We start from the raw sequence: 21,739 nt of genomic DNA, 5'->3' as shown, positions 1-21,739 counted from the left end.
GAGGACGGGTTGTTCGACGTCGGACTCGGCGAGATGGCGGTGCTGGTCGTCCTCGCCCTGGTCATCTTCGGTGACAAGCTGCCCCAGGTCGCCGGGCAGGCGGGCCGGATGCTGCGGCAGTTCCGGCAGATGGCCAACTCGGCCAAGGCGGACCTCGAGGCGGGCCTCGGCCCGGAGTTCAAGGACTTCGACATCGCCGACCTGCATCCCAAGACGTTCGTCCGCAAGCACCTGTTCGAGGACGACGACTCGTTCCTGAACGGCAAGCTGTTCGACGACGACGAGCCGTCCTACGTCCCGGCGTCGCCCCAGGCCCTCGACTACGGCGAACGGCCCCCCTTCGACAACGAAGCGACCTGACCCGAAAACGAAAGGCCCCGCCATCGGCGGGGCCTTTCGTTCTTTCGGTCTACCTTCCCTTGGGGGAGATGCCGAGGGACATGCCGGCGAGGCCGCGGGAGCGGCCGGCGAGCTTGTCGGCGATGGTGCGCAGCTCCTTGGCGGCGCCCGCGTCGGGGTCGCCGAGGACGAGGGGGACGCCGTTGTCGCCGCCCTCGCGCAGCCGCGGGTCGATCTCGACCTGGCCGAGCAGCGGGACCTTGGTGCCGAGGGTGCGGGCCAGGGCGTCGGCGACGGTCTGGCCGCCGCCCTCGCCGAAGATGTACTGGCGCTCGCCGCAGTGCGCGCAGGTCAGGTACGACATGTTCTCGATCACGCCGACGACCTGCTGGTGGGTCTGCGCGGCGATCGCGCCGGCCCGCTCGGCGACCTCGGCGGCGGCCTGCTGCGGGGTGGTCACCACGAGGATCTCCGCGGACGGCAGCAGCTGCGCGACGGAGATCGCGATGTCGCCGGTGCCGGGCGGCAGGTCCATCAGCAGGACGTCCAGGTCGCCCCAGTAGACGTCGGCGAGGAACTGCTGCAGGGCCCGGTGCAGCATCGGACCGCGCCACACCACCGGCTGGTTCCCGGCGGTGAACATGCCGACGGAGATGACCTTCACGTCGTGCGCCACCGGCGGCATGATCATGTCGGCGACCTTGGTGGGGGCGTCGGCGACGCCCAGCATCCGCGGCACCGAGTGGCCGTAGATGTCGGCGTCGACGACGCCGACCTTGCGGCCCTGCGCGGCGAGGGCCGCGGCCAGGTTGACGGTCACCGAGGACTTGCCGACGCCGCCCTTGCCGCTGGCGACCGCGTAGACCTTGGTCAGCGAGTTCGGCTTGGCGAACGGGATCTCCTTGGCGGGCTCGCCGCCGCGCAGCTTGGTCTGGAGATCCTTGCGCTGCTCCTCGCTCATCACGTCCAGGTCGACCTGGACGGAGGTGACCCCGTCGAGCTTGGAGACGGCCTCCGTGACGTTCTTGGTGATGGTGTCCCGCATGGGACAGCCGGCAACGGTCAGGTACACGCCGACGCGGACGGTGCCGTCCGCCGCGATGTCGACGTCCTTGACCATGTCGAGCTCGGTGATGGGCTTGCGGATCTCAGGGTCGTTCACCGTGGCGAGGGCCGCGGTCACCTGCTCGGTCGTCAACTGGTGGGCCATGCGTCCATGGTATGAACCCCGCGGCGGTATCGGCCAATCGGGTGCCGGACCTCACACCTCCCGAGCACCTCCCGGGCGCCGGGCGGCGCCGGGGCGCGCGACACCCGCCTCCGGCCCCTTCGCCCGCGGCTTCCGGCACCGTAACATCGGGGCGTGACATCGCAGTCCAGCACCATGTCGCCCGCCGAGCTGGCGGTGTGGCGCACGATGCTCCGCGCCCAGGTCCAGATCTCCCGCCGGCTCCAGGCGGACCTGCTCGCCGACCATGATCTCGCGCTGGGCTCCTACGACGTGCTGATGCACCTCGGCGAGGCGCCGGACGGGCGGCTGCGGATGAACGATCTCGCCGACCGGGTGCTGCTGTCGCGCAGCGGGCTGACCCGGCTGGTCGACCGGCTGCAGCGGGACGGCCTCGTCGTCCGGCAGTCCTGCACCAGCGACGCGCGGGGCCTGTACGCGGTGCTGACCCCGGCGGGGCGGGCGCGGCTGGCGGACGCGACGCCGACGTACCGGCAGGGCGTCCGCGAGTACGTGCTGAGCCGGCTGGACGAGCCCGACCTGAGCACCTTCGGCCACATCCTCGACAAGCTCGCCGACGAACCGTCCTAGCGCCCGGCCGCGGTCAGGACAGCGTGGGGTGCTGGTCCTTGGCGTCGAGCTCGCGGATGATCTGCTGGAGCTCGGAGCGCAGGAAGTCGCGGGTGACGACCTCGCTGAGCGCGACCCGCAGCCCGGCGATCTCCCGGGTGATGTACTCGGTGTCGGCGATGGTGCGCTCGTTGCGGGAGCGGTCCTGCTCGTACTGGACGCGGTCGCGGTCGTCCTGCCGGTTCTGGGCGAGCAGGATCAGCGGCGCCGCGTAGGACGCCTGCAGCGACAGGATCAGCGTCAGGAAGATGAACGGGTAGGGGTCCCAGCGCAGGAAGTGCGGGGCGAGGAAGTTCCAGCCGATCCAGACGACGATGAACCCCGTCATGTAGACCAGGAACCGGGCGGTCCCGAGGAACCGGGCGATCCGCTCCGACAGCCGGCCGAACGACTCGGGGTCGTAGTGCGGCCGCGGCACGATCGTCCGGCGGATCTCGCGCGGCTGGTCCAGACGTGTGGTCATCTCGCCCCCTCGGCGCCCCGGAGTGCCTCTTCCTCGGGATCCGCGGACGCCTCGGCGAACGCGTCCATGGCGGTCTCCCGCCAGTCCTCGGGCAGCAGGTGGTCGAGGACGTCGTCGATGGTCACCGAGCCGAGCAGGTGCCCGTTCTCGTCCACCACGGGCGCGGCGACCAGGTTGTAGGTGGCCAGGATCATCGCGACGGACTCCAGCGTCATGGTGGGCCGCAGCGGGTCGAGCTCGGTGTCGACGATCCCGCTGACCAGCGTCGGCGGCGGTTCGCGCAGCAGCTTCTGGAAGTGCACGGTGCCGAGGTAGCGGCCGGTGGGGGTGGCGGTCGGCGGGCGGCACACGTACACCTGCGCGGCGAGCGCGGGGTTCAGGTCGGGGTTGCGGATCTGCGCGAGCGCCTCGGCGACGGTCGCGTCCGGCGGGACGATCACCGGGTCGGTGGTCATCAGGCCGCCGGCGGAGTCGTCCTCGTAGGTGAGCAGCCGCCGGACGGGCGCGGCGTCCTGCGGCTCCATCAGCGTGAGCAGCTGCTCGCGCTGCTCGGTGGGCAGCTCGCCGAGCAGGTCGGCGGCGTCGTCGGGGCCCATCGCCTCCAGGACGTCGGCGGCGCGGTCGGCCTCCAGCTTGCCGAGGATCTCGATCTGGTCGTCCTCGGGCAGCTCCTCCAGGACGTCGGCGAGCCGCTCGTCGTCGAGGGCGGCGGCGACCTCGGTGCGCCGCTTCGGGGTCAGCTCGTGCACGATGCCGGCGAGGTCGGCGGCCTTCATCTGGCCGAACGCGGCGATCAGCCCGGCGGCGCCCTGGCCGTGCTCGACGGCGGAGAACCCCTCGACGTCGTTCCAGTCGACGACGAGGCTCTCGCCGCGGCGGCGCAGCCCGGGCCCGCGGCGCAGGCCGCGTCCGCCGCGCCGGACGGCGACCTTGCCGACCAGCCAGTCGCGGGTGCGGGTGGGCTCCATCGCCACGTCGACGACGGAGACGGGTTCGCCGGAGTCGCAGAACCGGACGGTGCGGTCGAGCATCTCGGCGATCACCAGGGTCTCGGACTCGCGCTTGCTGAACCGCCGCATGTTCAGCCGGCCGTCGAAGATGATCGCGTCGGCCTCGATCACCTGCACCCGGGTGATCGGCAGGAACACGGGGCGGCGGGGGCCGACCTCGACGACGAGGCCGAGCACCCGGGGCGGCCGGGGGGCCAGGCGCAGCGCCACCACCACGTCGCGGACCCGGCCGACCTGGTCGCCGGCCGGGTCGAACACCGCGATCCCGGCGAGCCGCGCGATGTAGACGCGCGTCGGAGCTCCGCTCATGGGCCTGACACTACCCAGGACGCACCGGGCGATTCGGTGCGGGCGCGGCGGCCCGGGGATGGCCGGCGGGTGAAGCGGGGGTGCCGGAGGCGGCGTTCCGGGGTGCGGCGGGCCGCGGGGCGGGTCTCAGGCCTCGACCCAGCCGTGCTTCTTGGCGAAGCCGAGGAAGCTCTCCCGGATGCTGACGATCTGCCGGCCGGTCAGGTCGGGCGTGCCGGACAGCAGCAGCTCGGTGATGTCCTCGCGCAGCTCCGCCGGTTCGAGGACGTCGCACAGGCCCTCGTCCAGCAGCTGGGAGGACGACGACTGCCGCGGCGCCGGGGAGGAGGACGACGACGCCCGGGACAGGATGCGGACGCCGAACGCCTTCGGCCCGCGCTCGCTGTCGACCGTCTCGAACTCGACCGTCGCGCCGGGCGTCAGGCCCGACTTGTCGTCCAGCACCTCGTTGGCGTGGACGAACACGTCGTCACCGCCGCCGTCGGGGACGATGAACCCGTAGCCGCGCACCCCGTCGAACCGCAGAACCCGTCCAGTACGCACCAGAACCGACCAACTCTCCACACCGCGAAACGCGAACCAGAAGTACCTGTTCCCAATCTAGCGCGCCCGTCCCCCGCTCCCCGGGAACCGGCGTCGTCGCCCATGGGTGCTGCATAATGCGCCTGTGGACCGCACGGGCGCCCGGCATTCCGGATGGGTCGGCAGGACGGTGCGGGCCGCCGGATCCCCGCTGCCCGTGGCGGCCGCCTGCCTCGCCGCCCTGGCGCTCGTGGAGCAGGCCGCCGGGCTGCTGCTGGACGGCCGGGGCCCGGTCGCGCGGCTGGTGATGGACGTGTCCGGCGCGCGGGACGGTCATGGCGCGGTGCGCGTCCCCTTCGTCGCGCTCATGGTGCTGCTGTGCCTGTGCGCGACGCTGCCCGCGGCGTTCCCGCGCCCGGCGGTCGCGGCGTTCACCGTCGCGGCCGCGAACGCGGTCTCGCTCGGCCTCCTCGACACGGCGACCGTCGCGGGCTCGGCCGCGCTGCTGGTCGCGGCCCACCGCGCCGGGCGGGCCGGGGCGCATGCCGCCGCGCTGGCGGTCGGGCTGCCGTTCCCGGTGCTGGCGCTCGCGGGCCCCGGGACGGCGGAGTTCCGGGTGCGGGCCGTGCTGCTCGCCTCGCTGGTGCCGGTCGCGGCGCTGGCCGGCGCGGTCCGGCGGGCGCGGGCCGAGGCGCTGGAGAGCACCGCCGCCCGGCGGGCGATGGCCGGGACGCTGCTGGAGAACAGCGCGCGCGGCGAACGCGCCCGCATCGCCCGCGAGCTGCACGACGTCGTCGCGCACCACATCTCCATGATCGCGGTGCAGGCGGAGACGGCGCGGCTCGCCACCCCCGGCATGCCCGCCGCGGGCGCGAAGCGGCTGCTGGACATCGGCGACACGGCCCGCGCGGCGCTGACGGAGATGCGGCGGCTGCTCGGCGTGCTGCGCGACGACACCCGCCGCGCGGAGGCGCGGGTCGCGGAGCGGCGGCCGCAGCCGGGGCTCGTGCAGCTCCTCGACCTGCTCGACGAGGCCCGGGACGTCTCCGGCGCGGCGGCCCGGCTGATCGTCCACGGGGCGCCTGACCCGCTGGACCCGGGCGTTGAGCTGGCCGCGTACCGGATCGTCCAGGAGTCGCTGACCAACGCGCGGCGGCACGCGCCCGGCGCGGCCGTCGACGTCGAGCTGCACTACACCGGCGACGCGCTGCGGGTCCGGGTCCGCGACAACGGGCCGGGCGGCCCCGCGTCCCCGGCGTCCGGCGGGCACGGGCTGCTCGGCATGCGCGAGCGCGCCGCGGCCGTCGGCGGCGAGGTCCGCACCGGCCCGGCGGCGGGCGGCGGCTACCTCGTCGAGGCGTGCCTGCCCGCCGGCACCGGCCTGCCCGCGGCACCGGAAGGAGCACGATGAGCGACCCGGGAACGATCAGCATCGTCGTCGCCGACGACCATCCGGTGGTGCGCACCGGCTTCGCGACGCTGCTGGACGCCCAGCCCGGCTTCACCGTCGCGGGGACGGCCGAGGACGGCGGGGAGGCGGTCCGGGTCTGCGCCGAGCTGTCGCCCGACGTGGTGCTGATGGACGTCCGGATGCCCGGCACGGACGGCATCGAGGCGACCCGGCGGATCGTCGCGTCCGGCGCGGACCGGCCGCGGGTGCTGATCCTCACCACGTTCGACCTGGACGAGTACGTCTACGACGCGCTGCGCGCGGGGGCGAGCGGGTTCCTGCTCAAGGACGTGACCGCCGAGCGGCTCTTCGACGCCGTCCGGGTCGTCGCGGACGGGGACGCGCTGCTCGCCCCGGCCGTCACCCGCCGGCTCATCGACGAGTTCGCCCTGCTCAAGCCCCGGCAGGGCGCCCTTCCCGCGGCGACGCTGGACGTGCTGACGCCGCGGGAGAAGCAGGTGCTGCGGCTCGTCGCGGACGGCCTGTCCAACGCGGAGGTCGCCACCCGCCTGGTCGTCACGGAGGAGACGGTGAAGACGCACGTCAGCCGCATCCTCACCAAGCTGGCGCTGCGCGACCGCACGCAGGCCGTGATCACCGCCTACGAGACCGGCCTCGTCGTCCCCGGCGCGAACCGTAGCTCTTAGGAGGGAGGCCGGGGTCCCTGGCGTGGGGGACGGGGATCGCTCGGTGCCGTGACGACCGGTGGGGTGTCCGCTTTCTACGCTTCCGGCATGGAAGCGACCATCGAAGTCGACGGCCTGCGCAAGCGCTTCGGCCGCGCCCTCGCGCTGGACGGCATGTCGTTCGCCGTCCGGCCCGGGGAGGTCACCGGGTTCGTCGGGCCGAACGGGGCGGGGAAGTCCACCACGATGCGGGTGATCCTCGGCCTGGACGCGCCCGACGAGGGCCGCGCGCTGGTCGGGGGCCGCCCGTACCGGAGCCTGCGCGACCCGCTGCGGCACCTCGGCGCGCTGCTGGACGCCGCCGCGCTGCAGCCGAGCCGCACCGCCCGCAACCACCTGCTGTGGCTGGCGCACTCGCAGGGCCTCGGCGCCGCGCGCGTCGACGCGGTGATCGGCCGGGTCGGGCTGGACGGGGCGGCGCGGCGCCGGGCGGGCGGGTTCTCGCTCGGCATGCGGCAGCGGCTCGGGATCGCGGCGGCGCTGCTGGCGGACCCGCCGATCCTCATGCTCGACGAGCCGTTCAACGGCCTCGACCCGGACGGGATCCGGTGGATGCGGGGGTTCCTGGCGGCGCTGGCCGCCGAGGGCCGCGCGGTCCTCGTGTCCAGCCATCTGATGAGCGAGCTGCAGGACACCGCCGGGCATCTGGTCGTGGCGGGGCGCGGCCGGGTCGTCGCGGACGCGAGCGTCGCCGAACTGCTCGCGGCGGCGTCGCGCGGACGGGTCATGATCCGCACGTCCGCCCGCGCCCGGGCGATGACGGTGCTGGCGAACGCGGGCGCCACCGTGACCGTCGACGGCGCCGACACCCTCACCGTCTCCGGGCCGGCCGCCGAGGAGATCGTCCGGCTGCTCGGCGGCGCGTCGGTGCCGTTCTCCGAGGTCGCCGCGCACCGCGCGACGCTCGAAGAGGCCTACATGGAGCTGACCCGCGACGCGGTCGAGTTCGGCGCCGCCGAGCGGGCCGCGTCATGACCGCGGTGCTCCCGCCGCGGGCGGGCGAGCGGCGCGCCCTCGATGGCTTCGCCCGGCTGCTGCGCGCGGAATGGACCAAGTTCCGGACCGTCCGGGGCTGGGTCGTCGGCACCGTCGCCGCCGCCGTGGTCACCGTGCTGATCGGGGTCCTCGGGACGGGCGGGCCGAACCTGAACCATCCGCCCGACGCGATCCCGATCGGGCCCGGCGGCGAGGCGGTCAACGACAGCTTCTACTTCGTGCACCGGGCGCTGCGGGGCGACGGGTCGATCACGGTCCCGGTGACGTCGCTGACCGGCATCGTGAGCGTGGGCCCGGACGAGCGGAACGGCGTCGAGCCGTGGGCGAAGGCCGGGATCATCGTCAAGGACGGGCTGCGCCCCGGCTCCCGCTACGCGGCGCTCATGGTGACGGGCGGCCACGGCATGCGGATGCAGCACGACTACGTGCACGACACCGCCGCCCCGCGCGCGATCGCGTCGGCGCGGTGGCTGCGGCTCGTCCGCTCCGGCGACACGATCACCGGGTACGGCTCCGCGGACGGCGCGCACTGGACGCCGGCGGGCACGGCGCGGCTGCCCGGTCTCGCGTCCACCGTGCAGGCGGGCGCGTTCGTCGCGTCCCCGATGTCGATCACAGCGACCGGGCACGGCGCGGCTTTCGACCCCGCCGTCGCGACCGCGACGTTCGGGCAGGTCGCCCTGGACGGCGGGTGGACGCCGGGCGGGTGGAAGGGCGAGCAGGTGCGGGGCGCCGGAACGTCCGGCAGCTACACCGACACGGTCCACGGCGGGTTCACCGAGGCGGGACGGGGGCTCACCGTGACCGGCGCCGGCGACATCGCCCCCATCGTCGGCGGACCGGCCCTCGGCACCGGCTACACCATCGAGAACCTGCTCGTCGGCGCGTTCGCGGGCATCCTGGTGATGGCCGTCATCGGGGCGCTGTTCGTCTCCGCCGAGTACCGGCGCGGGCTCGTCCGCCTCACCTTCGCCGCGAGCCCGCGCCGCGGCCGCGTGCTGGCCGCGAAGGCCCTGGTCGCCGGCGCGGTCGCGTTCGTCACCGGGCTGGTCGCCGCCGCGGTCGCCGTCCCGCTCACCAGCGCGCGGGCGCGCGGCCACGGCTTCTTCATCCTGCCGGCCTCCGCCTGGACCGAGGTTCGCGTGGTCGCCGGCACCGCGCTGCTGTTCGCGCTCGCGGCCGTCCTCGCGCTGGCCGTCGCCGCGGTGATCCGGCGCGGCGCGGCGGCCGTGACGATCATCGTCGCGGCGCTGGTGCTGCCCTACGTCCTGGCCACGGGCGGGCTGCTGCCGGACGGGCCGTCCGGGTGGCTGCTGCGGGTCACCCCCGCCGCCGGGTTCGCGATCCAGCAGAGCGTCGTGCGCTATCCGCAGGTCGACACCGTCTATGCGCCGTCCTCGGGCTATTTCCCGCTGCCGCCCTGGGCGGGTTTCGCCGTCCTGTGCGCCTACACCGTGGTGGCGCTCGCCGCCGCCGCCCATCTGCTCCGCCGGAGGGACGCATGACCCGGCCGCCTTTTCTGCGTGCGCTGCACGCGGAGTGGACGAAGTTCCGCACCGAGGCGGGCCCCGCCTGGCTGCTGCTCGCCGCGATCGCCTCGACGGTCGCGCTCGGCGCGGGCGCGGACGGTTCCGCCCACTGCGCGCCGCCCGACTGCGCGTCGGACGTGACGCGGCTCAGCCTGACCGGGGTGATGCTCGGCCAGGCCGCCGTCGCGATCCTGGCCGTCCTGACCATCGGCAACGAGTACGGAACCGGCATGATCCGGACGACGTTCACCGCGGTCCCGCGCCGGGCCGCCGTCCTCGCCGCGAAGGGCACGGTCCTCGCCGGGACGGTGCTGGCCGCCGGGGCGGTCGCGATCGCGGCGTCGCTGCTGGCCGGACGGCTCGTCCTGCCGGGGAACGGGTTCACGGCCGCGAACGGCCGCCCGCCGATCTCGCTCGCGGACGGTCCGACGCTGCGCGCCGCCGCCGGGTCCGTCCTCTACCTGGTGCTGGTCGCGCTGCTCGCGCTCGGGGTGGCGGCCGCCGTCCGGGACTCGGCCGCCGCCATCGGCACCGTCCTCGGCCTGCTGTATCTGTTCCCGATCGTCATCAACGTCATCGGCGACCCGGCCTGGCAGCGCCGCCTGGAGAAGATCGCGCCGATGCCCGCCGGGCTGGCCGTCCAGGCGACGACGGGGCTCGCCGGGCTCCCGATCTCCCCGTGGCGGGGCCTCGCGGTGCTCGCCGCGTGGGCCGCCGCCGCCCTGCTCGCCGCGGTTGCCCTCGTCCGCGCCCGCGACGCCTGACCCCTGTGCTTCAACGCATCCGTGTGACGTTCTTGTGTCATCGGGGTGAGTAGGCGTCGGGGTGAAGGTGAGGGATATTCGGGTTCCGTGCTGGTGGTGACGTCGGGAGCCTGGTATGCGCGTGCGGCCGGTGATGACGATCCTCGTGGCGGGACTGGTGGCCTGGGCGCCCGCCGCCTTCGCGGACGGCGGGTTCCCCGCGTCGCCGCCGAACGACCCGGACTACGCGAGCGCCGAGGTGCAGGGCTGTGGCAAAGGCGTCAACGGGGAGCAGCACGCGCTCTACTCGTTCATGCCGAAGTGCGCGCCGAACGCGAAGGACCCGGAGAACGCGTCCGGGATGTCGGTCGACAAGGCATGGCGCGAGTACACGACCGGGTCGCCGGACGTCGTGATCGCCTACGTCGAGGGCGGGATCAACTGGCACAACGGCGACGCCGCCGAACTGGCCGACAAGGTGTTCCTCAACACCGGCGAGATGCCCAAGCCCGAAGGGTCGTCCACCTACGACAAGGACGGCGACGGCGCGGTCACCGCCGCCGACTACGCCGCCGACCCGCGGGTGAAGGACGCCAACGGCAACGGGCGCATCGATCCCGAGGACCTGATCGCCGCCTTCTCCAACGGCAAGGACGACGACGGCAACGGCTTCACCGACGACATCTCCGGCTGGGACTTCTACGAGCGGCAGAACGACCCCGCCACCTACGACTCCACGTACGGGCACGCGAACGGCCAGATGAAGACGCTTGCCGCCCAGACCAACAACGGCGTGCAGGGCGCCGGGGTGTGCCCGCGCTGCCGCATCCTGCCCGTCCGGGCAGGTCAGGAGGCCCTCGACCGGACGGACGACCTGGCGCAGGCGTGGCTGTACGCCGCGCACATGGGCGCGAAGGTGATCGTCAGCACGACCGCCGACCTCGGCTACTCCGCCTTCATGCGGCAGACCGTCGAGAAGCTGTGGCGGGACGGCGTCGTCATGGTCGAGTCGAGCAACGACTTCGACTCCACCGACCACCAGGGCGGCATGTTCTGGCCGCACGTCATCCCCGGCAACGGCCTCGTCCCGAACACGGCCGGGGTCCCGGACCCGCTCGCCAACACGCTCACCACCACCTACCGGACGCGTTCGGACGAGACGTCGTTCGGCGCGAAGGCGATGTTCTCCGTCGCCACGCAGGGCGGGTCGACGTCGGAGTCGACGCCGACGACCGGCGGGGTGTTCGGCCTGCTGCTGTCGTACGGGATCCAGGTCGGGAAGCCGCTGACGAACGAGGAGGCCGTCCAGGTGCTGCGCGCGACGGCCTCCGACGTCGACGACCCGTCCCTGCCCTGGCCCGGCAAACCGGGATGGGACCGGCAGTACGGGTACGGGCGGCCGAACGTCGCCAGGGCCATGCAGGCCGTGAAGGACGGGAACGTCCCGCCCGTCGGCGCGTTCACCGGGCCCGACTGGTACTCGCTCTACGATCCGGTGACCGCGAAGTCGGTCGACGTCACCGGGTACGTCGCCGCGCCGCGCTCGTCCGGGTACCGGTACGAGCTGGACTGGGCGCCGGGCATCGAGCCGTCCGGCACCGCGTTCCGGCAGGCCGGCTCCGGCTCGGGTAGCTCGCCTCACGACGGTCACATCGGCACTCTCGACCTGTCGCAGGTTCCGAAATCGGTATGGGACGCGCCGTACAGGCTGTCGGACGACAAGGCGCTGTCGGCCAGCGAGCAGTACACGGTCACGCTGCGGCTGCGCGTGTGGGACGCGTCCGGGCGGATGGCGGAGGAGCGGCGCGCCATCGCCGTCCACCACGACCCCGCGCTGCGCGCCGGATTCCCGAGGAGGCTCGGCGTCGGCAACGAGAGCCAGCCCGCGATCACCGAGCTCCAGGGCCGCAAGGCGATCGTCTACGGCGACGGCGACGGCCGCGTCCACGCGCTCGACGGCGCGTCCGGCAAGGAGCTGCCCGGGTGGCCGGTCACGACGCGGCCGACCGTCCCGCAGCACGCCTACCCGGGCATCGACCCAGGTCACGAGCCCGTCGTCGCGCCCGTCGCGATCGGCGACCTGTTCCATGACGGCCACCAGGAGATCGTCGCGACCAGCACGACCGGCCGTACCTATGTCTTCGACGCGTCCGGACGGCTCCTTCCCGGCTGGCCGAAGACCCTCGACACGGGCGTGACCGCGCCCCCGGTTCCGCGTCCCGCGCTGAAGTACACGCGGCTGCCGGTGCAGGGCGCGACCGCCTCGCCCGTCCTGGTGGACCTCGACGGCGACGGGCGGCTCGACGTCGTCCAGGCGGGCTGGGACGGCCGGATCCACGCCTGGCGCCCGGACGGCTCCGACCTGCCCGGATGGCCCGTCGAGGTGCGCACGGGCGACGGGCCGCCCGACGGGTACGTCCGGATCGACGACCACAAGCTGCCCGGCACGCCCGCCGTCGCCGACCTCGACGGCGACGGCAAGCCCGAGATCGTCGTCCGGTCGCAGCTGTCGGACAGCAAGGGCGGGGGAGAGCAGTTCTACGGCGCCAACTACGCGTTCGCCTACCACGCGGACGGCGCCCCCGTCGCCGGCTGGCCCGTCCGGATGGCCTCGGTCATGACGTTCTACGGCAGCGCGCAGGAGTTCATCACCGAGGGCGTCAACCAGCCCGTCACGGCGGACGTGGACGGCGACGGCAAGGACGAGGTGGCAACCGGCCCGTCCTTCGGTCCGACCTACCTGATCTCCGGGACCGGCAAGATCCTCCGCGACTACGGGCCCCTCGCCAACCCGGCCCTGGACCCGGCCGCCGTGCTCGGCGGGAACCTGCCCGCCGACGTGCCGCTCTCCTTCACCACGTCCGGGGCGTTCGGCAGGTTCGGGCCGCTGAACCGGCTGAGCTACACCGAGGGCGGGTCCGGCGCCGCGTCCCTGGTCGCCGCGCTGCTGTTCCCGGGCAGCGGGCAGCCGATCGGCAACTTCCAGCGCGGCTACGACGCCGCCACGGCCCTGCCCGTCCCGGGATTCCCGCAGCGCCGCACCGGCCTCGCCTTCCTCGGTTCGCCGCTCATCGCGGACGTCACCGGCGACGGCCGCGCCGAGGTGATCGGCGGCGGCGACACCTCCACCCTGCACGCGTTCGGCCCGACCGGCCAGGCCGCCGGATTCCCCCTGTTCACCGGCGGCTGGACGGTCTGGTCCCCGTCCGCCGGGGACCTCGACGGCGACGGCCGGACGGACCTGGTCGCCACCACGCGCGAGGGCTACCTGTTCGCCTGGACGACGCAAGGGAAGGCGGCCTCCGCCGAATGGCCGACCTACCATCACGACGACCAGCGCACGGGCCACTACGGACCGCTGCGCTGACCGGGCGCCGCCCGAGAAGGACCGGCCGGACCCGGCTGACTTGCGCTTTCGCGCGGCGCAGGGGATGTCCTCCACACCCGGTCGCGCGTACGGTTAGCCGCTGTGAGATGGGTCATAGTCCTCGTCGCGGCGGCGCTGCTGTCCACGGTGTCGGGGTGCGGCGGCGGCCCGGCGCGGCCGTGGCGCCTCGTCATCGCGGCGGGCGGCCGGAAGGCGGTCTACTACGCCTACGGCCAGGGGATCGCGCGAGCGGCGGCGGCCCACCTGCCCGGCGCGCGCCCCCAGGTGCTGGCGACGGCCGCGTCGGTGGAGAACCTGCGGCTGGTGGCGTCCGGACGCGCCGACGTCGCCTTCACGCTCGCCGACTCGGCGGAACTGGCCTTCGAGGGCCGCCCGCCCTTCACCAAGCAGGAACCGGTCGTCGCCCTCGCCCGCCTCTACGAGAACTACACCTACCTCGTCGTCGCGGCGAACAGCGACATCCACAAGCTGACCGACCTGCGCGGACGCCGCGTCTCCCTGGGCGCGGACGGCTCCGGCACCGAACTGATCGCGACGCGGCTCCTCACCGTCGCCCGCCTCGACCCGCGCAAGGACGTCCGCCCCAGCCGGACGCAGCTCGCCGACGCGGCCACCGCACTGCGCGCGGGCCGCATCGACGCCTTCTTCTTCTCCGGCGGGCTGCCGATCCCGCAGATCGCGGAGCTGGCGAAGCAGATGCCCATCCGGCTCGTCGAGCTCGCCGACTACGCCGCGCCGCTCCGCAAGAAGTACCAGGCGTTCTACGAGGAGCAGTCGATCCTCGCCTCGACGTACGGCCTCGACGGGCCCGTGCAGACCATCGGCGTCCCGAACTACCTCGTCGTCAACGCCTCGATGCCCGACGACCGGGCCTACGCGCTGACCCGGCTGCTGTTCACCCGCCGGGACGATCTGGCGGCGGCCCACCCCGCCGCGCTGTACCTGGACCGGAGGTCGGCGGTGTCGACGTATCCGCTGCCGCTGCATCCCGGGGCGATCCGCTACTACCGGGAGACCAAGGGCGAGGGATGAGCGGGACGGGCGGCGGCCCCGACCCCGTCGCCGCCGGCAGGACGACCCTGACGTGCAGGCCGCGCGGCCGCGCCGGCATTAGCAGCACCCTCCCGCCGGACGCCTCCGCCAGCACGCTGACGATGCTCAACCCCAGCCCGGTGCCGTCCACGTTCTGCTGGCCGGCGCCGCGCCAGAACCGCTGCGTCGCGTTCGCGAGGTCCGCCTCCGGCATCCCCGGGCCGTCGTCCACCACGTCGATGCCGACCACCGGGACGTCCGGCGCGTCCGGGAAGGCCCGCGGCCGGGACACGGTGACCGTGACGGTCGCTCCCGGCCCCGCGAACTTGACCGCGTTGTCGATGAGCGCCTCCACGATCTGCCCGACGCCGCCCTGCACCGCGTACGCGGCCGCGTGCGACGCGCCCCGGTAGCGGATCCGGACGCCGGGGGAGACGCGGCGCCGCGCGTCCACCTGCTCCCGCGCCACCCGCCCGCAGTCGACCACCCGGATCGGGTAGTTGCCGCCCTCGGCGCGCGCCAGCGCCAGGATGCCGTCCAGGATCCGGCCCAGCCGGGTGACCTCGTCGACCGCGAGCGCCAGGTCGTCCTCCCCGCCCGGCGGGACGTGCGGCGCGAGGTTCTCCACCCGCAGCCGCAGCGCCGCCAGCGGGTTGCGCATCTGGTGCCCGGCGTACGACACGAACGACCGCTGCTGCTCCAGGACGCGGCCCAGCGCCGCGACCATCTCGTTGAAGTGCTCGCCGAGCCGCCGCAGCTCCGCCGGCCCCGTCGTCACCGGGACCCGCGCCTGCCACTGGCCCGCCGACAGCTCCCCGGTCGCCACGTCCAGCTCCCGGATCGGGCGCAGGAACCAGCGGGTCAGCGGGACGGCCGCCAGCCCGAACACCACCAGCGCGCCGAGCCCGGCGGCGGCCAGCTCCGACCACCGCCGCACCGTCCGCGCCCGCACCTGCGTCGTCGGGGCGATGGTGACGACCGCGGCGACGACCCGGCCGCCGAGCCCCACCGGCTCCGCGACGACCAGCGGGCCCCGCCGCCACGGCCACACCACCTCGTCGACGTCGGAGCGCTCCCCGGACAGGGCGTCGCGCAGCCGCCTGCCCGCCCGCCGGCCGATGTCGGTGCCCGCCCGCGACGCCAGCACGACCTCGCCGTTGCGGTCGACCACGGCGGCGGCGATCCCGTACAGGGCGTCGTAGCGGCTGAGCTCCGCGCGCAGCGTCACCGTCTCGCCGCTGCGCAGCGCCGGCTCGGCCAGGGACGCGAACCGGGCGGTGTCGTTCAGCTGGTCGATGAACAGGTTCTGCGTCTGCCGGCCCGCGAACGCGATCGCGAGCGGCACCTCCAGCGCCGTGAGCACCACCAGCAGCAGGGACGCGTAGAGCACCAGCATGCGGCGCAGCATGCCGCTCACCTCCCGGCCCGGTGCGGCCGGGACGCCGTCACGGGTCCGTCGCCGCCCCGCCCGCCGGGGCGGCCGCGGCCCGCGGGGCCGGCTCGTCCTCGACGGCCAGCCGGTAGCCGACCCCGTGCACCGTCCTGATCAGCGCCGGGTCGCCGAGCTTGGCGCGCAGCGTCGCGATGTGCACGTCCAGGGTGCGCCGCGCCCCCGGCCACACGCCGTTCCACACCTCGATCAGCAGCCGCTCCCGGGTGACGACCAGGCCGGGCTGCCGGGCGAGCGCGGCGAGCAGCTCGAACTCCTTGCGGGTGAGCGCGACGGGCGACCCGTCGGCGGCGGTGACCTGGTGCCGCGCGGTGTCGACCCGCAGCCCGCCCGCCGCCACCACCACCGGCCGCGCCGCCGGCCGGACCCGGCGGATCACCGCGTCGATCCGGGCGGCCAGCTCCGCGATCCCGAACGGCTTGACCAGGTAGTCGTCGGCGCCGGTGCGCAGCCCGAGGACCCGGTCGCGCTCCTCGCCCCGCGCGGTCACCGCGATGATCGCGACGTCGCCGCCGGCGCGCAGCCGCCGGCACACCTCGATGCCGTCCAGGTCCGGCAGGCCGAGGTCCAGCAGCACCAGATCGGCGGGCGGCGCCGCCAGCGCCGCCGCGCCCGTCGCCGCCCGGCACACCTCGAAGCCCTGCCGGCGCAGTGCCACCGTGAGCGCGTCGGCGAACCGGTCGTCGTCGTCGACGAGAAGGATTCGCATGGTGGGGACAGCGTAAAAAGCGGGGCGTCCCCTGCCTACGGGCCAGATCCTAGAAGTTTCTCAAATTTGCCGCTCCGCCCTCCGGCCCCGGCCCGCCCCGCGCCTACCTTCCCGGCAAGGGCGCGCACACCGCGCCTCCGGGCCGCGCCTTCGACGGGGCGGATGGCCGGCCGTCCCGGACCGAGAGGAACAGGCGGATCCCGATGCGAACCAGGAAGGCGGCGGCGCTGGCCGCCGCGGTGGCGCTGATCGCGGCCGGATGCGGATCGAAGGGCGAGAAGCACAGCGGCGGGGACTCCTCGACGCTGACGATCGGCGCGTCCATGTCGCTGACCGGGTCGCTGGCCCGCGAGGGCGGCCTGACCAAGGAGGGCTACGAGCTCTGCAAGAAGGCCGTGAACGCCAAGGGCGGCGTCGCGGCCGGCGGCAGGCACCTCAGGCTCGACATCAAGTACCAGGACGACACGTCCAAGCCCGACACCGCCGCCCAGATCGTCGACCAGTTCAACGACAAGGGCGTCAAGCTGATCCTCGGCCCCTACGGCTCGGCGACCACCGAGGCCGCCGCCGCCGTCATCGAGCGCAACGGCCAGGTGATGGCCGACAGCTCCGGCGCCGACGACAAGATCTTCCAGAAGGGGTACAGGCGGACCTTCGCCGCGCTGTCCCCTGCGCACTCCTACGCCGCGTCCATGGTCCAGGCGATCGCGGAACTGGCCAAGCCGAAGCCGCGCACGATGGCGTTCCTGTCCGCCGACGACGGGTTCTCCAAGACCGTCGCGCAGTCCGGCGCCGACCAGGCCCGCAAGCTCGGCTTCACCGTCGTGGCCACCGAGTACTTCCCGAGCGGCACCTCCGACGTGTCCGCCGCGCTCACCAAGATCAAGCCGATGCGGCCGGACGTCGTCGTCGGCTCGGTGCACGTCGCCGAGGGCATCGCGATCATCAAGCAGGCCAAGGAGCTGGGCGTGCGGCCGTCCGGCGGCTTCGCCGAGACCGTCGCGCCGCCCACCCCCGACTTCGCCAAGTCGCTCGGCGCCGACGCCGAGAACGTGCTCGGCTCCACCCAGTGGACCGAGAAGACGGCCGGTAAGGACAAGTGGATCGGCACCGCCGCCGACTACGCCACCCAGTTCGCCGCCATGTTCGGCGGCCGCGCACCCGAATACCACGGCGCCGAGGCGACGGCCGCGTGCATCGCACTCGTCGACGCCGTCGAGAAGGCCGGCAGCACCGACCCCGGCAAGGTGCGGGACGCCCTCGCCGCCCTCGACGAGCCGACCTTCTTCGGGCCGCTGAAGTTCACCCCCGAAGGCCAGAACCTGACCAAGACCATGCAGGTCGTCCAGGTGCGGAAGGGCAAGCCCGTCACCGTCTGGCCCAAGGAGGCCGCCGAGGCCCCGCTGATCTGGCCCGGCACCGGGAACCGGTCATGAGCCAGTTCCTCCAGGCGACCGTGTACGGGCTGCTGCAGGGCGGCCTGTTCGCGCTGATCGCCGTCGGGTTCTCGCTGGTGTGGGGGGTGATGAACGTGATCAACCTGGCGCACGGAGCGTTCGTCCTCGTCGGCGCCTACCTGGCCTTCGAGCTGAACCGGCGGATCGGCCTGGACCCGTTCGCCGCGATGGTCCCCGTCGCCGCCGCCCTGTTCGCCGCCGGCTACCTGGTCCAGCGCTGGCTCATCAACCTGGTGGTCAAGGCACCGATCTTCATCACCCTGCTGCTCACCTTCGGCCTCAACCTGCTGCTGGTCAACGGCCTCATCCTGCTGTACTCCGGCGACTACCGCTCGGTGACCACCGGCTACGCCGCCGACGGGTTCGCCCTGATGGCGGGCGTCCGGGTACCGGTCGGACGGCTCCTGGCGGCGGCCGTCGCGCTGCTGCTCACGCTGGCCCTCGTCGCGGTGATGCGGCGCACCCGCACCGGCCTCGCCATCCTCGCCACCGGCATGGACCGCGGCGCGGCCCGGCTGATGGGCATCCGGGCCCGGCACGTCTACGCCCTCACCTTCGGCCTCGCCGCCGCGATGGCGGGCGCGGCCGGCGCGGCGGTCAGCGCCGTCGGCACCTTCAGCCCCGCCGACGCCGGCCGCTTCACCCTGTTCAGCTTCGTCGCCGCCGTCCTCGGCGGGCTCGGCAACATGTACGGCGCGCTGATCGGCGGCATGGTGCTCGGCCTCGTCGAGGCGTGGGGCGGGCAGCTGCTGCCCGGCACCCTCGTCAACGCCGTCGCGTTCGCCGTCCTCGTGATCGTGCTGGCCGTACGGCCCCAGGGCATCGCCGGACGGGCCTTCTACTCCTCCCGGGTCGAGGTGTGACCATGGCCGAATCCAGCACCGCCGCGCCGGCGGAGACCTCCGCCGGCCCCGTTCGCGGACGCCGCCCGCGCCTGCCCGCCTGGTGGCCGTGGGGAGGCGGGGTCCTCCTCGTCCTCGGCTGCCTCGGCCTGCAGAGCCAGCTCTACACCGGCCAGGAACGGACCGTCACCACCGTCTTCATGTTCGTCGCGCTCGCCGCGGCGTGGAACCTCATCGGCGGCTACACCGGCTACGCCTGCTTCGGGCAGGTCGGCTTCTTCGGCCTCGGCGCGTACACCACCGTCGTCCTCATGGTGCACGCGAAGCTGTCGTTCTGGATCGCGCTGCTCGCCGCCGCCGTCGTCGCCGCGGTGTTCGCCGCCGTGGTAGGGCTGCCGCTGCTGCGGCTCAAGGGCCACTACTTCGCGGTCGCGACGCTCGGCGTCGCCGAGGGCCTGCGCGAGCTCGTCACCAACGTCCCCCGCTGGACCGGCGGCGGATCCGGCGCGACGATCCCGTCCACCGGCGACCGGGCGATCACCCCGTGGCTCGGCAATGACGGGTTCTACCTGCTGTTCCTCGGCATCGCCGTCGTCTCCGCCGCCGTCGTCGCGCTGATCTCGCGCGGCCGCGCCGGCTACGCGCTGCGCGCCGTCAACCAGGACGAGGACGCCGCCGCCGCGATGGGCGTCAACACCACCGTCGCCAAGACCGCCGCGTTCGCCGTGTCCGCCGCGCTCACCGGCGCCGCCGGCGCCGCCTACGCGTTCCAGCAGGTCACGATCTACCCGCAGCGGCTGTTCGACGTCGACATCACCGTCCTGATGATCGTGATGGTGGTGCTCGGCGGCGCCGGCACCGTGCTCGGCCCGATCCTCGGCGCCGCCGGCATCGCGATCGCCTCCGAGTACCTGCGCCAGCACCTGCCCGAGGCGCACGACCTCACCCTCGGCGCGCTGATCATCATCGCGGTGGTCCTGCTGCCGCAGGGCGTCGTCAACTTCGCCCGGGACGCGGCCCGCACCCGGGACTTCTCCCTGCTGTCCAACGTCCGGAGGTACCGGCTGTGAGCGGCGACACCCCCGTCCTGCGGGTCCGCGGGCTGCAGCGCCGGTTCGGCGGCCTGCTCGCGGTCTCCGGCGTCGACCTGGCGCTGCCCGCCGGGCGCGTCCTCGGCGTGATCGGCCCGAACGGGGCGGGCAAGAGCACCCTCGTCAACCTCATCAGCGGCCACCTCAAGCCGACCGCCGGGTCCGTCCTGATCGGCGACACCGACCTCACCGGCGCCCGGCCCTGGCGGATCGCGCACGCCGGCGTCGCGCGGACCTTCCAGATCGTCAAGCCGTTCCGCGGCCTCACCGTCGCCGACAACGTCACCGTCGCGGTGATGTTCGGCCCGGCCCGGATCCGCTCCCGCGCCCGCGCCCGGCGGGAGGCCGAGCGGGTGCTGGAGCGGGTCGGCCTCGGCGGCAAGGGCGACCTGCCGCCCGCCGAACTGCCCGTCGCCGACGCCCGCCGCCTCGAGCTCGCCAAGGCGCTCGCCCTCCGGCCCCGCGTGCTGCTGCTGGACGAGGTCCTGGCCGGGCTGCGCGCCGCCGAGATCGACCCGGCGCTCCGGCTCATCGACGAGCTGCGCGGCGAGGGCCTCACCTTGCTGGTCATCGAGCACATCGTCCAGGCGATCGCCGCCGTCTCCGACGAGATCCTCGTCCTGCACCACGGCGCCGTCCTCACCCAGGGCCCGCCGGACGAGGTGCTGGACGACGCGCGGGTCATCGAGGCGTATCTCGGCCACCGGTACACGAGGAAGAACCGCTCATGATGCTCGAGATCGACCGGCTCACCGCGGGCTACGGCCGGGTGCGGGTGCTGCACGAGGTGTCCCTGTCGGTGGACGAGGGGGAGATCGTCGCGCTCGTCGGCCCCAACGGCGCCGGGAAGTCCACGCTGCTGCGGGCCGTCACCGCGATGATCCCGGACCGGAGCGGGTCGGTCCGGGTGGCGGGCCGCGAGCTGATCGGCGCGGCCGTCGAGGACGTCGCCGCCGCCGGGGTCGCGCACGTCCCCGAGGGCCGCCGGCTGTTCCCGGGGCTGACCGTCCGGGACAACCTGCGGCTCGGCGGCTGGGTGCCCAGGAACGGCGACCTCGCCCCGGTCCTGGAGATCTTCCCCCGGCTCGCCGACCGGCTCGGCCAGGTCGCGGGCAGCATGTCCGGCGGCGAGCAGCAGATGTGCGCCATCGCGCGGGCGCTGATGGGCCGGCCGCGGCTGTTGCTCATCGACGAGCTGTCCCTGGGCCTCGCGCCCGTGGTCGTGGACGAGATCCTGGCGCGGCTCGCCGGGATCGCCGAGAGCGGGACGGGCGTCCTGCTCGTCGAGCAGGACGCGGGCGCCGCCCTGGAGGTCGCCGACCGCGGCTACGTGCTGGAACTCGGCCGGATCGGGCTGTCCGGGACCGCCGCCGAGCTCGCCGCCGACCCGCGGATGCGCAGCGCCTACCTGGGCGGCGACCCGCCCCAGACGCCCGTTTCTTGACCCTCAGGCCCCTGCTGGGGAGCGGGGCGCGTACCGGCCGCCGGTGCGCGCCCCGCTTTACGTTCCCCTGCCACAAAGCACCTGCCCCGTGCCCCTGGGGGCCTGCCTGGGCGGGTTGCTGGCCGCTTTCCGCCCGTCCAAAGGGGCCTTTGCGTGGGTGTGGGACGGGCTGATCCAGGGCCGTGCGGAGGGTTTTCCAGGTGCGTGAGGTGGGTCGAATCCCCTGCCCAGGGGTGGTCTGGGCGGCTGTGGGGTGATCGACAGGCCGCCTATCCCGCCCCTGTGGAGATCGTTCCAAACTTTTTTTGGGGCGGGAGAACTGGGCTGCAGCCCTTGCGTGGGGGGTGTTTTGGGTGGTCTTTGCTGGTGGGGTGGGGTCTTGGGGCGTGCTTGACGAAATATGGGGGCGCTTGAACCTGTT

At 73.9% G+C, this 21,739-nt stretch carries 19 protein-coding genes and 1 pseudogene; 14 read left to right on the top strand and 6 right to left on the bottom strand.

Going from position 1 to position 21,739, the window contains the following annotated elements:
- Nucleotides 1–9 precede the first annotated feature (9 nt).
- The gene (locus AB0C78_RS39630) at nucleotides 10–360 is read left to right on the top strand and encodes a sec-independent translocase (RefSeq protein ID WP_360758509.1); all 351 of its coding nucleotides are present in this window, start codon (nucleotides 10–12) and stop codon (nucleotides 358–360) included.
- 49 nt (nucleotides 361–409) lie between these two features.
- Here AB0C78_RS39630 and AB0C78_RS39625 read toward each other — a convergent pair whose 3' ends face one another.
- Complete coding sequence (locus AB0C78_RS39625; RefSeq protein WP_360758507.1) at nucleotides 410–1,549, bottom strand: Mrp/NBP35 family ATP-binding protein; 1,140 nt, start codon at nucleotides 1,547–1,549, stop codon at nucleotides 410–412.
- 153 nt (nucleotides 1,550–1,702) lie between these two features.
- Between AB0C78_RS39625 and AB0C78_RS39620 the strand changes: the two genes are divergently transcribed.
- Entirely contained in the window at nucleotides 1,703–2,158 is a 456-nt protein-coding gene (locus AB0C78_RS39620; RefSeq protein ID WP_360758505.1) for a MarR family transcriptional regulator, read from the top strand.
- A 13-nt stretch (nucleotides 2,159–2,171) separates the two neighbouring features.
- On the opposite strand, the gene AB0C78_RS39615 is transcribed toward AB0C78_RS39620, so the two are convergent.
- The 3 genes from AB0C78_RS39615 to AB0C78_RS39605 form a co-directional block, all read right to left on the bottom strand.
- Nucleotides 2,172–2,660, bottom strand: coding sequence for a DUF1003 domain-containing protein (locus AB0C78_RS39615; RefSeq protein WP_360758503.1), 489 nt, complete (start codon nucleotides 2,658–2,660; stop codon nucleotides 2,172–2,174).
- Entirely contained in the window at nucleotides 2,657–3,979 is a 1,323-nt protein-coding gene (locus AB0C78_RS39610; RefSeq protein ID WP_360758501.1) for a CBS domain-containing protein, read from the bottom strand. The genes AB0C78_RS39615 and AB0C78_RS39610 overlap by 4 nt, the downstream gene beginning before the upstream one ends.
- 126 nt (nucleotides 3,980–4,105) lie before the next feature.
- Nucleotides 4,106–4,522: a cold shock domain-containing protein gene (locus AB0C78_RS39605; protein ID WP_360758499.1), complete on the bottom strand. Its 417-nt coding sequence runs from the start codon at nucleotides 4,520–4,522 to the stop codon at nucleotides 4,106–4,108.
- A gap of 124 nt (nucleotides 4,523–4,646) precedes the next feature.
- On the opposite strand from AB0C78_RS39605, the gene AB0C78_RS39600 reads away from it, so the two are divergent.
- From AB0C78_RS39600 to AB0C78_RS39570, 7 genes are all read left to right on the top strand, one after another.
- On the top strand, nucleotides 4,647–5,912 hold the full coding sequence (locus AB0C78_RS39600) for a sensor histidine kinase (protein WP_360758497.1): 1,266 nt from the start codon (nucleotides 4,647–4,649) through the stop codon (nucleotides 5,910–5,912).
- A complete protein-coding gene (locus AB0C78_RS39595; protein ID WP_360758495.1) occupies nucleotides 5,909–6,598 on the top strand; it encodes a response regulator transcription factor in 690 nt (229 codons plus the stop codon). The genes AB0C78_RS39600 and AB0C78_RS39595 overlap by 4 nt, the downstream gene beginning before the upstream one ends.
- An 87-nt stretch (nucleotides 6,599–6,685) precedes the next feature.
- The gene (locus tag AB0C78_RS39590) at nucleotides 6,686–7,612 is read left to right on the top strand and encodes an ATP-binding cassette domain-containing protein (protein WP_360758493.1); all 927 of its coding nucleotides are present in this window, start codon (nucleotides 6,686–6,688) and stop codon (nucleotides 7,610–7,612) included.
- Entirely contained in the window at nucleotides 7,609–9,138 is a 1,530-nt protein-coding gene (locus AB0C78_RS39585) for an ABC transporter permease subunit (RefSeq protein ID WP_360758491.1), read from the top strand. Before AB0C78_RS39590 ends, AB0C78_RS39585 begins: the two co-directional genes overlap by 4 nt.
- Nucleotides 9,135–9,926 carry an ABC transporter permease gene (locus AB0C78_RS39580; RefSeq protein ID WP_360758489.1) on the top strand — a complete coding sequence of 264 codons (792 nt, stop codon included), beginning with the start codon at nucleotides 9,135–9,137 and terminating at the stop codon, nucleotides 9,924–9,926. Before AB0C78_RS39585 ends, AB0C78_RS39580 begins: the two co-directional genes overlap by 4 nt.
- A gap of 115 nt (nucleotides 9,927–10,041) precedes the next feature.
- Nucleotides 10,042–13,272 carry an FG-GAP-like repeat-containing protein gene (locus AB0C78_RS39575; protein ID WP_360758487.1) on the top strand — a complete coding sequence of 1,077 codons (3,231 nt, stop codon included), beginning with the start codon at nucleotides 10,042–10,044 and terminating at the stop codon, nucleotides 13,270–13,272.
- Nucleotides 13,273–13,374: 102 nt separating this feature from the next.
- Complete coding sequence (locus tag AB0C78_RS39570; protein ID WP_360758485.1) at nucleotides 13,375–14,325, top strand: TAXI family TRAP transporter solute-binding subunit; 951 nt, start codon at nucleotides 13,375–13,377, stop codon at nucleotides 14,323–14,325.
- Nucleotides 14,326–14,365: 40 nt separating this feature from the next.
- Here the strand turns inward: AB0C78_RS39570 and AB0C78_RS39565 are convergent.
- Nucleotides 14,366–15,721, bottom strand: a pseudogene (locus tag AB0C78_RS39565) (HAMP domain-containing sensor histidine kinase); the annotation flags it as partial.
- Between the two features lie 49 nt (nucleotides 15,722–15,770).
- Nucleotides 15,771–16,484, bottom strand: coding sequence for a response regulator transcription factor (locus AB0C78_RS39560; protein WP_151546096.1), 714 nt, complete (start codon nucleotides 16,482–16,484; stop codon nucleotides 15,771–15,773).
- 203 nt (nucleotides 16,485–16,687) lie between these two features.
- On the opposite strand from AB0C78_RS39560, the gene AB0C78_RS39555 reads away from it, so the two are divergent.
- Genes AB0C78_RS39555 through AB0C78_RS39535 form a run of 5 tightly spaced genes read left to right on the top strand, consistent with a single transcriptional unit; the run spans nucleotide 16,688 to nucleotide 21,318 of the window.
- On the top strand, nucleotides 16,688–17,920 hold the full coding sequence (locus AB0C78_RS39555; RefSeq protein WP_360758483.1) for an amino acid ABC transporter substrate-binding protein: 1,233 nt from the start codon (nucleotides 16,688–16,690) through the stop codon (nucleotides 17,918–17,920).
- Complete coding sequence (locus AB0C78_RS39550; protein ID WP_360758481.1) at nucleotides 17,917–18,804, top strand: branched-chain amino acid ABC transporter permease; 888 nt, start codon at nucleotides 17,917–17,919, stop codon at nucleotides 18,802–18,804. The genes AB0C78_RS39555 and AB0C78_RS39550 overlap by 4 nt, the downstream gene beginning before the upstream one ends.
- Nucleotides 18,805–18,806: 2 nt before the next feature.
- Nucleotides 18,807–19,853: a branched-chain amino acid ABC transporter permease gene (locus AB0C78_RS39545; protein ID WP_360758479.1), complete on the top strand. Its 1,047-nt coding sequence runs from the start codon at nucleotides 18,807–18,809 to the stop codon at nucleotides 19,851–19,853.
- The gene (locus AB0C78_RS39540) at nucleotides 19,850–20,605 is read left to right on the top strand and encodes an ABC transporter ATP-binding protein (RefSeq protein WP_360758477.1); all 756 of its coding nucleotides are present in this window, start codon (nucleotides 19,850–19,852) and stop codon (nucleotides 20,603–20,605) included. Before AB0C78_RS39545 ends, AB0C78_RS39540 begins: the two co-directional genes overlap by 4 nt.
- The gene (locus AB0C78_RS39535; protein ID WP_360758475.1) at nucleotides 20,602–21,318 is read left to right on the top strand and encodes an ABC transporter ATP-binding protein; all 717 of its coding nucleotides are present in this window, start codon (nucleotides 20,602–20,604) and stop codon (nucleotides 21,316–21,318) included. The genes AB0C78_RS39540 and AB0C78_RS39535 overlap by 4 nt, the downstream gene beginning before the upstream one ends.
- Nucleotides 21,319–21,739 lie beyond the last annotated feature (421 nt).

It is taken from the genome of Actinomadura sp. NPDC048394, assembly GCF_040651755.1.
Taxonomy (GTDB): domain Bacteria; phylum Actinomycetota; class Actinomycetes; order Streptosporangiales; family Streptosporangiaceae; genus Spirillospora; species Spirillospora montaniterrae.
Note: the sequence above shows the minus strand (reverse complement) of the source record. Positions and strands in the feature narration are given on the sequence as shown.

Coding starts and splice junctions, on each gene's coding strand:
- AB0C78_RS39625 (WP_360758507.1), bottom strand. CDS start 1,549: ATGGCCCACCAGTTGACGACCGAGCAGGTGACCGCGGCCCTCGCCACG.
- AB0C78_RS39615 (WP_360758503.1), bottom strand. CDS start 2,660: ATGACCACACGTCTGGACCAGCCGCGCGAGATCCGCCGGACGATCGTG.
- AB0C78_RS39610 (WP_360758501.1), bottom strand. CDS start 3,979: ATGAGCGGAGCTCCGACGCGCGTCTACATCGCGCGGCTCGCCGGGATC.
- AB0C78_RS39595 (WP_360758495.1), top strand. CDS start 5,909: ATGAGCGACCCGGGAACGATCAGCATCGTCGTCGCCGACGACCATCCG.
- AB0C78_RS39590 (WP_360758493.1), top strand. CDS start 6,686: ATGGAAGCGACCATCGAAGTCGACGGCCTGCGCAAGCGCTTCGGCCGC.
- AB0C78_RS39585 (WP_360758491.1), top strand. CDS start 7,609: ATGACCGCGGTGCTCCCGCCGCGGGCGGGCGAGCGGCGCGCCCTCGAT.
- AB0C78_RS39580 (WP_360758489.1), top strand. CDS start 9,135: ATGACCCGGCCGCCTTTTCTGCGTGCGCTGCACGCGGAGTGGACGAAG.
- AB0C78_RS39575 (WP_360758487.1), top strand. CDS start 10,042: ATGCGCGTGCGGCCGGTGATGACGATCCTCGTGGCGGGACTGGTGGCC.
- AB0C78_RS39560 (WP_151546096.1), bottom strand. CDS start 16,484: ATGCGAATCCTTCTCGTCGACGACGACGACCGGTTCGCCGACGCGCTC.
- AB0C78_RS39555 (WP_360758483.1), top strand. CDS start 16,688: ATGCGAACCAGGAAGGCGGCGGCGCTGGCCGCCGCGGTGGCGCTGATC.
- AB0C78_RS39550 (WP_360758481.1), top strand. CDS start 17,917: ATGAGCCAGTTCCTCCAGGCGACCGTGTACGGGCTGCTGCAGGGCGGC.
- AB0C78_RS39545 (WP_360758479.1), top strand. CDS start 18,807: ATGGCCGAATCCAGCACCGCCGCGCCGGCGGAGACCTCCGCCGGCCCC.
- AB0C78_RS39535 (WP_360758475.1), top strand. CDS start 20,602: ATGATGCTCGAGATCGACCGGCTCACCGCGGGCTACGGCCGGGTGCGG.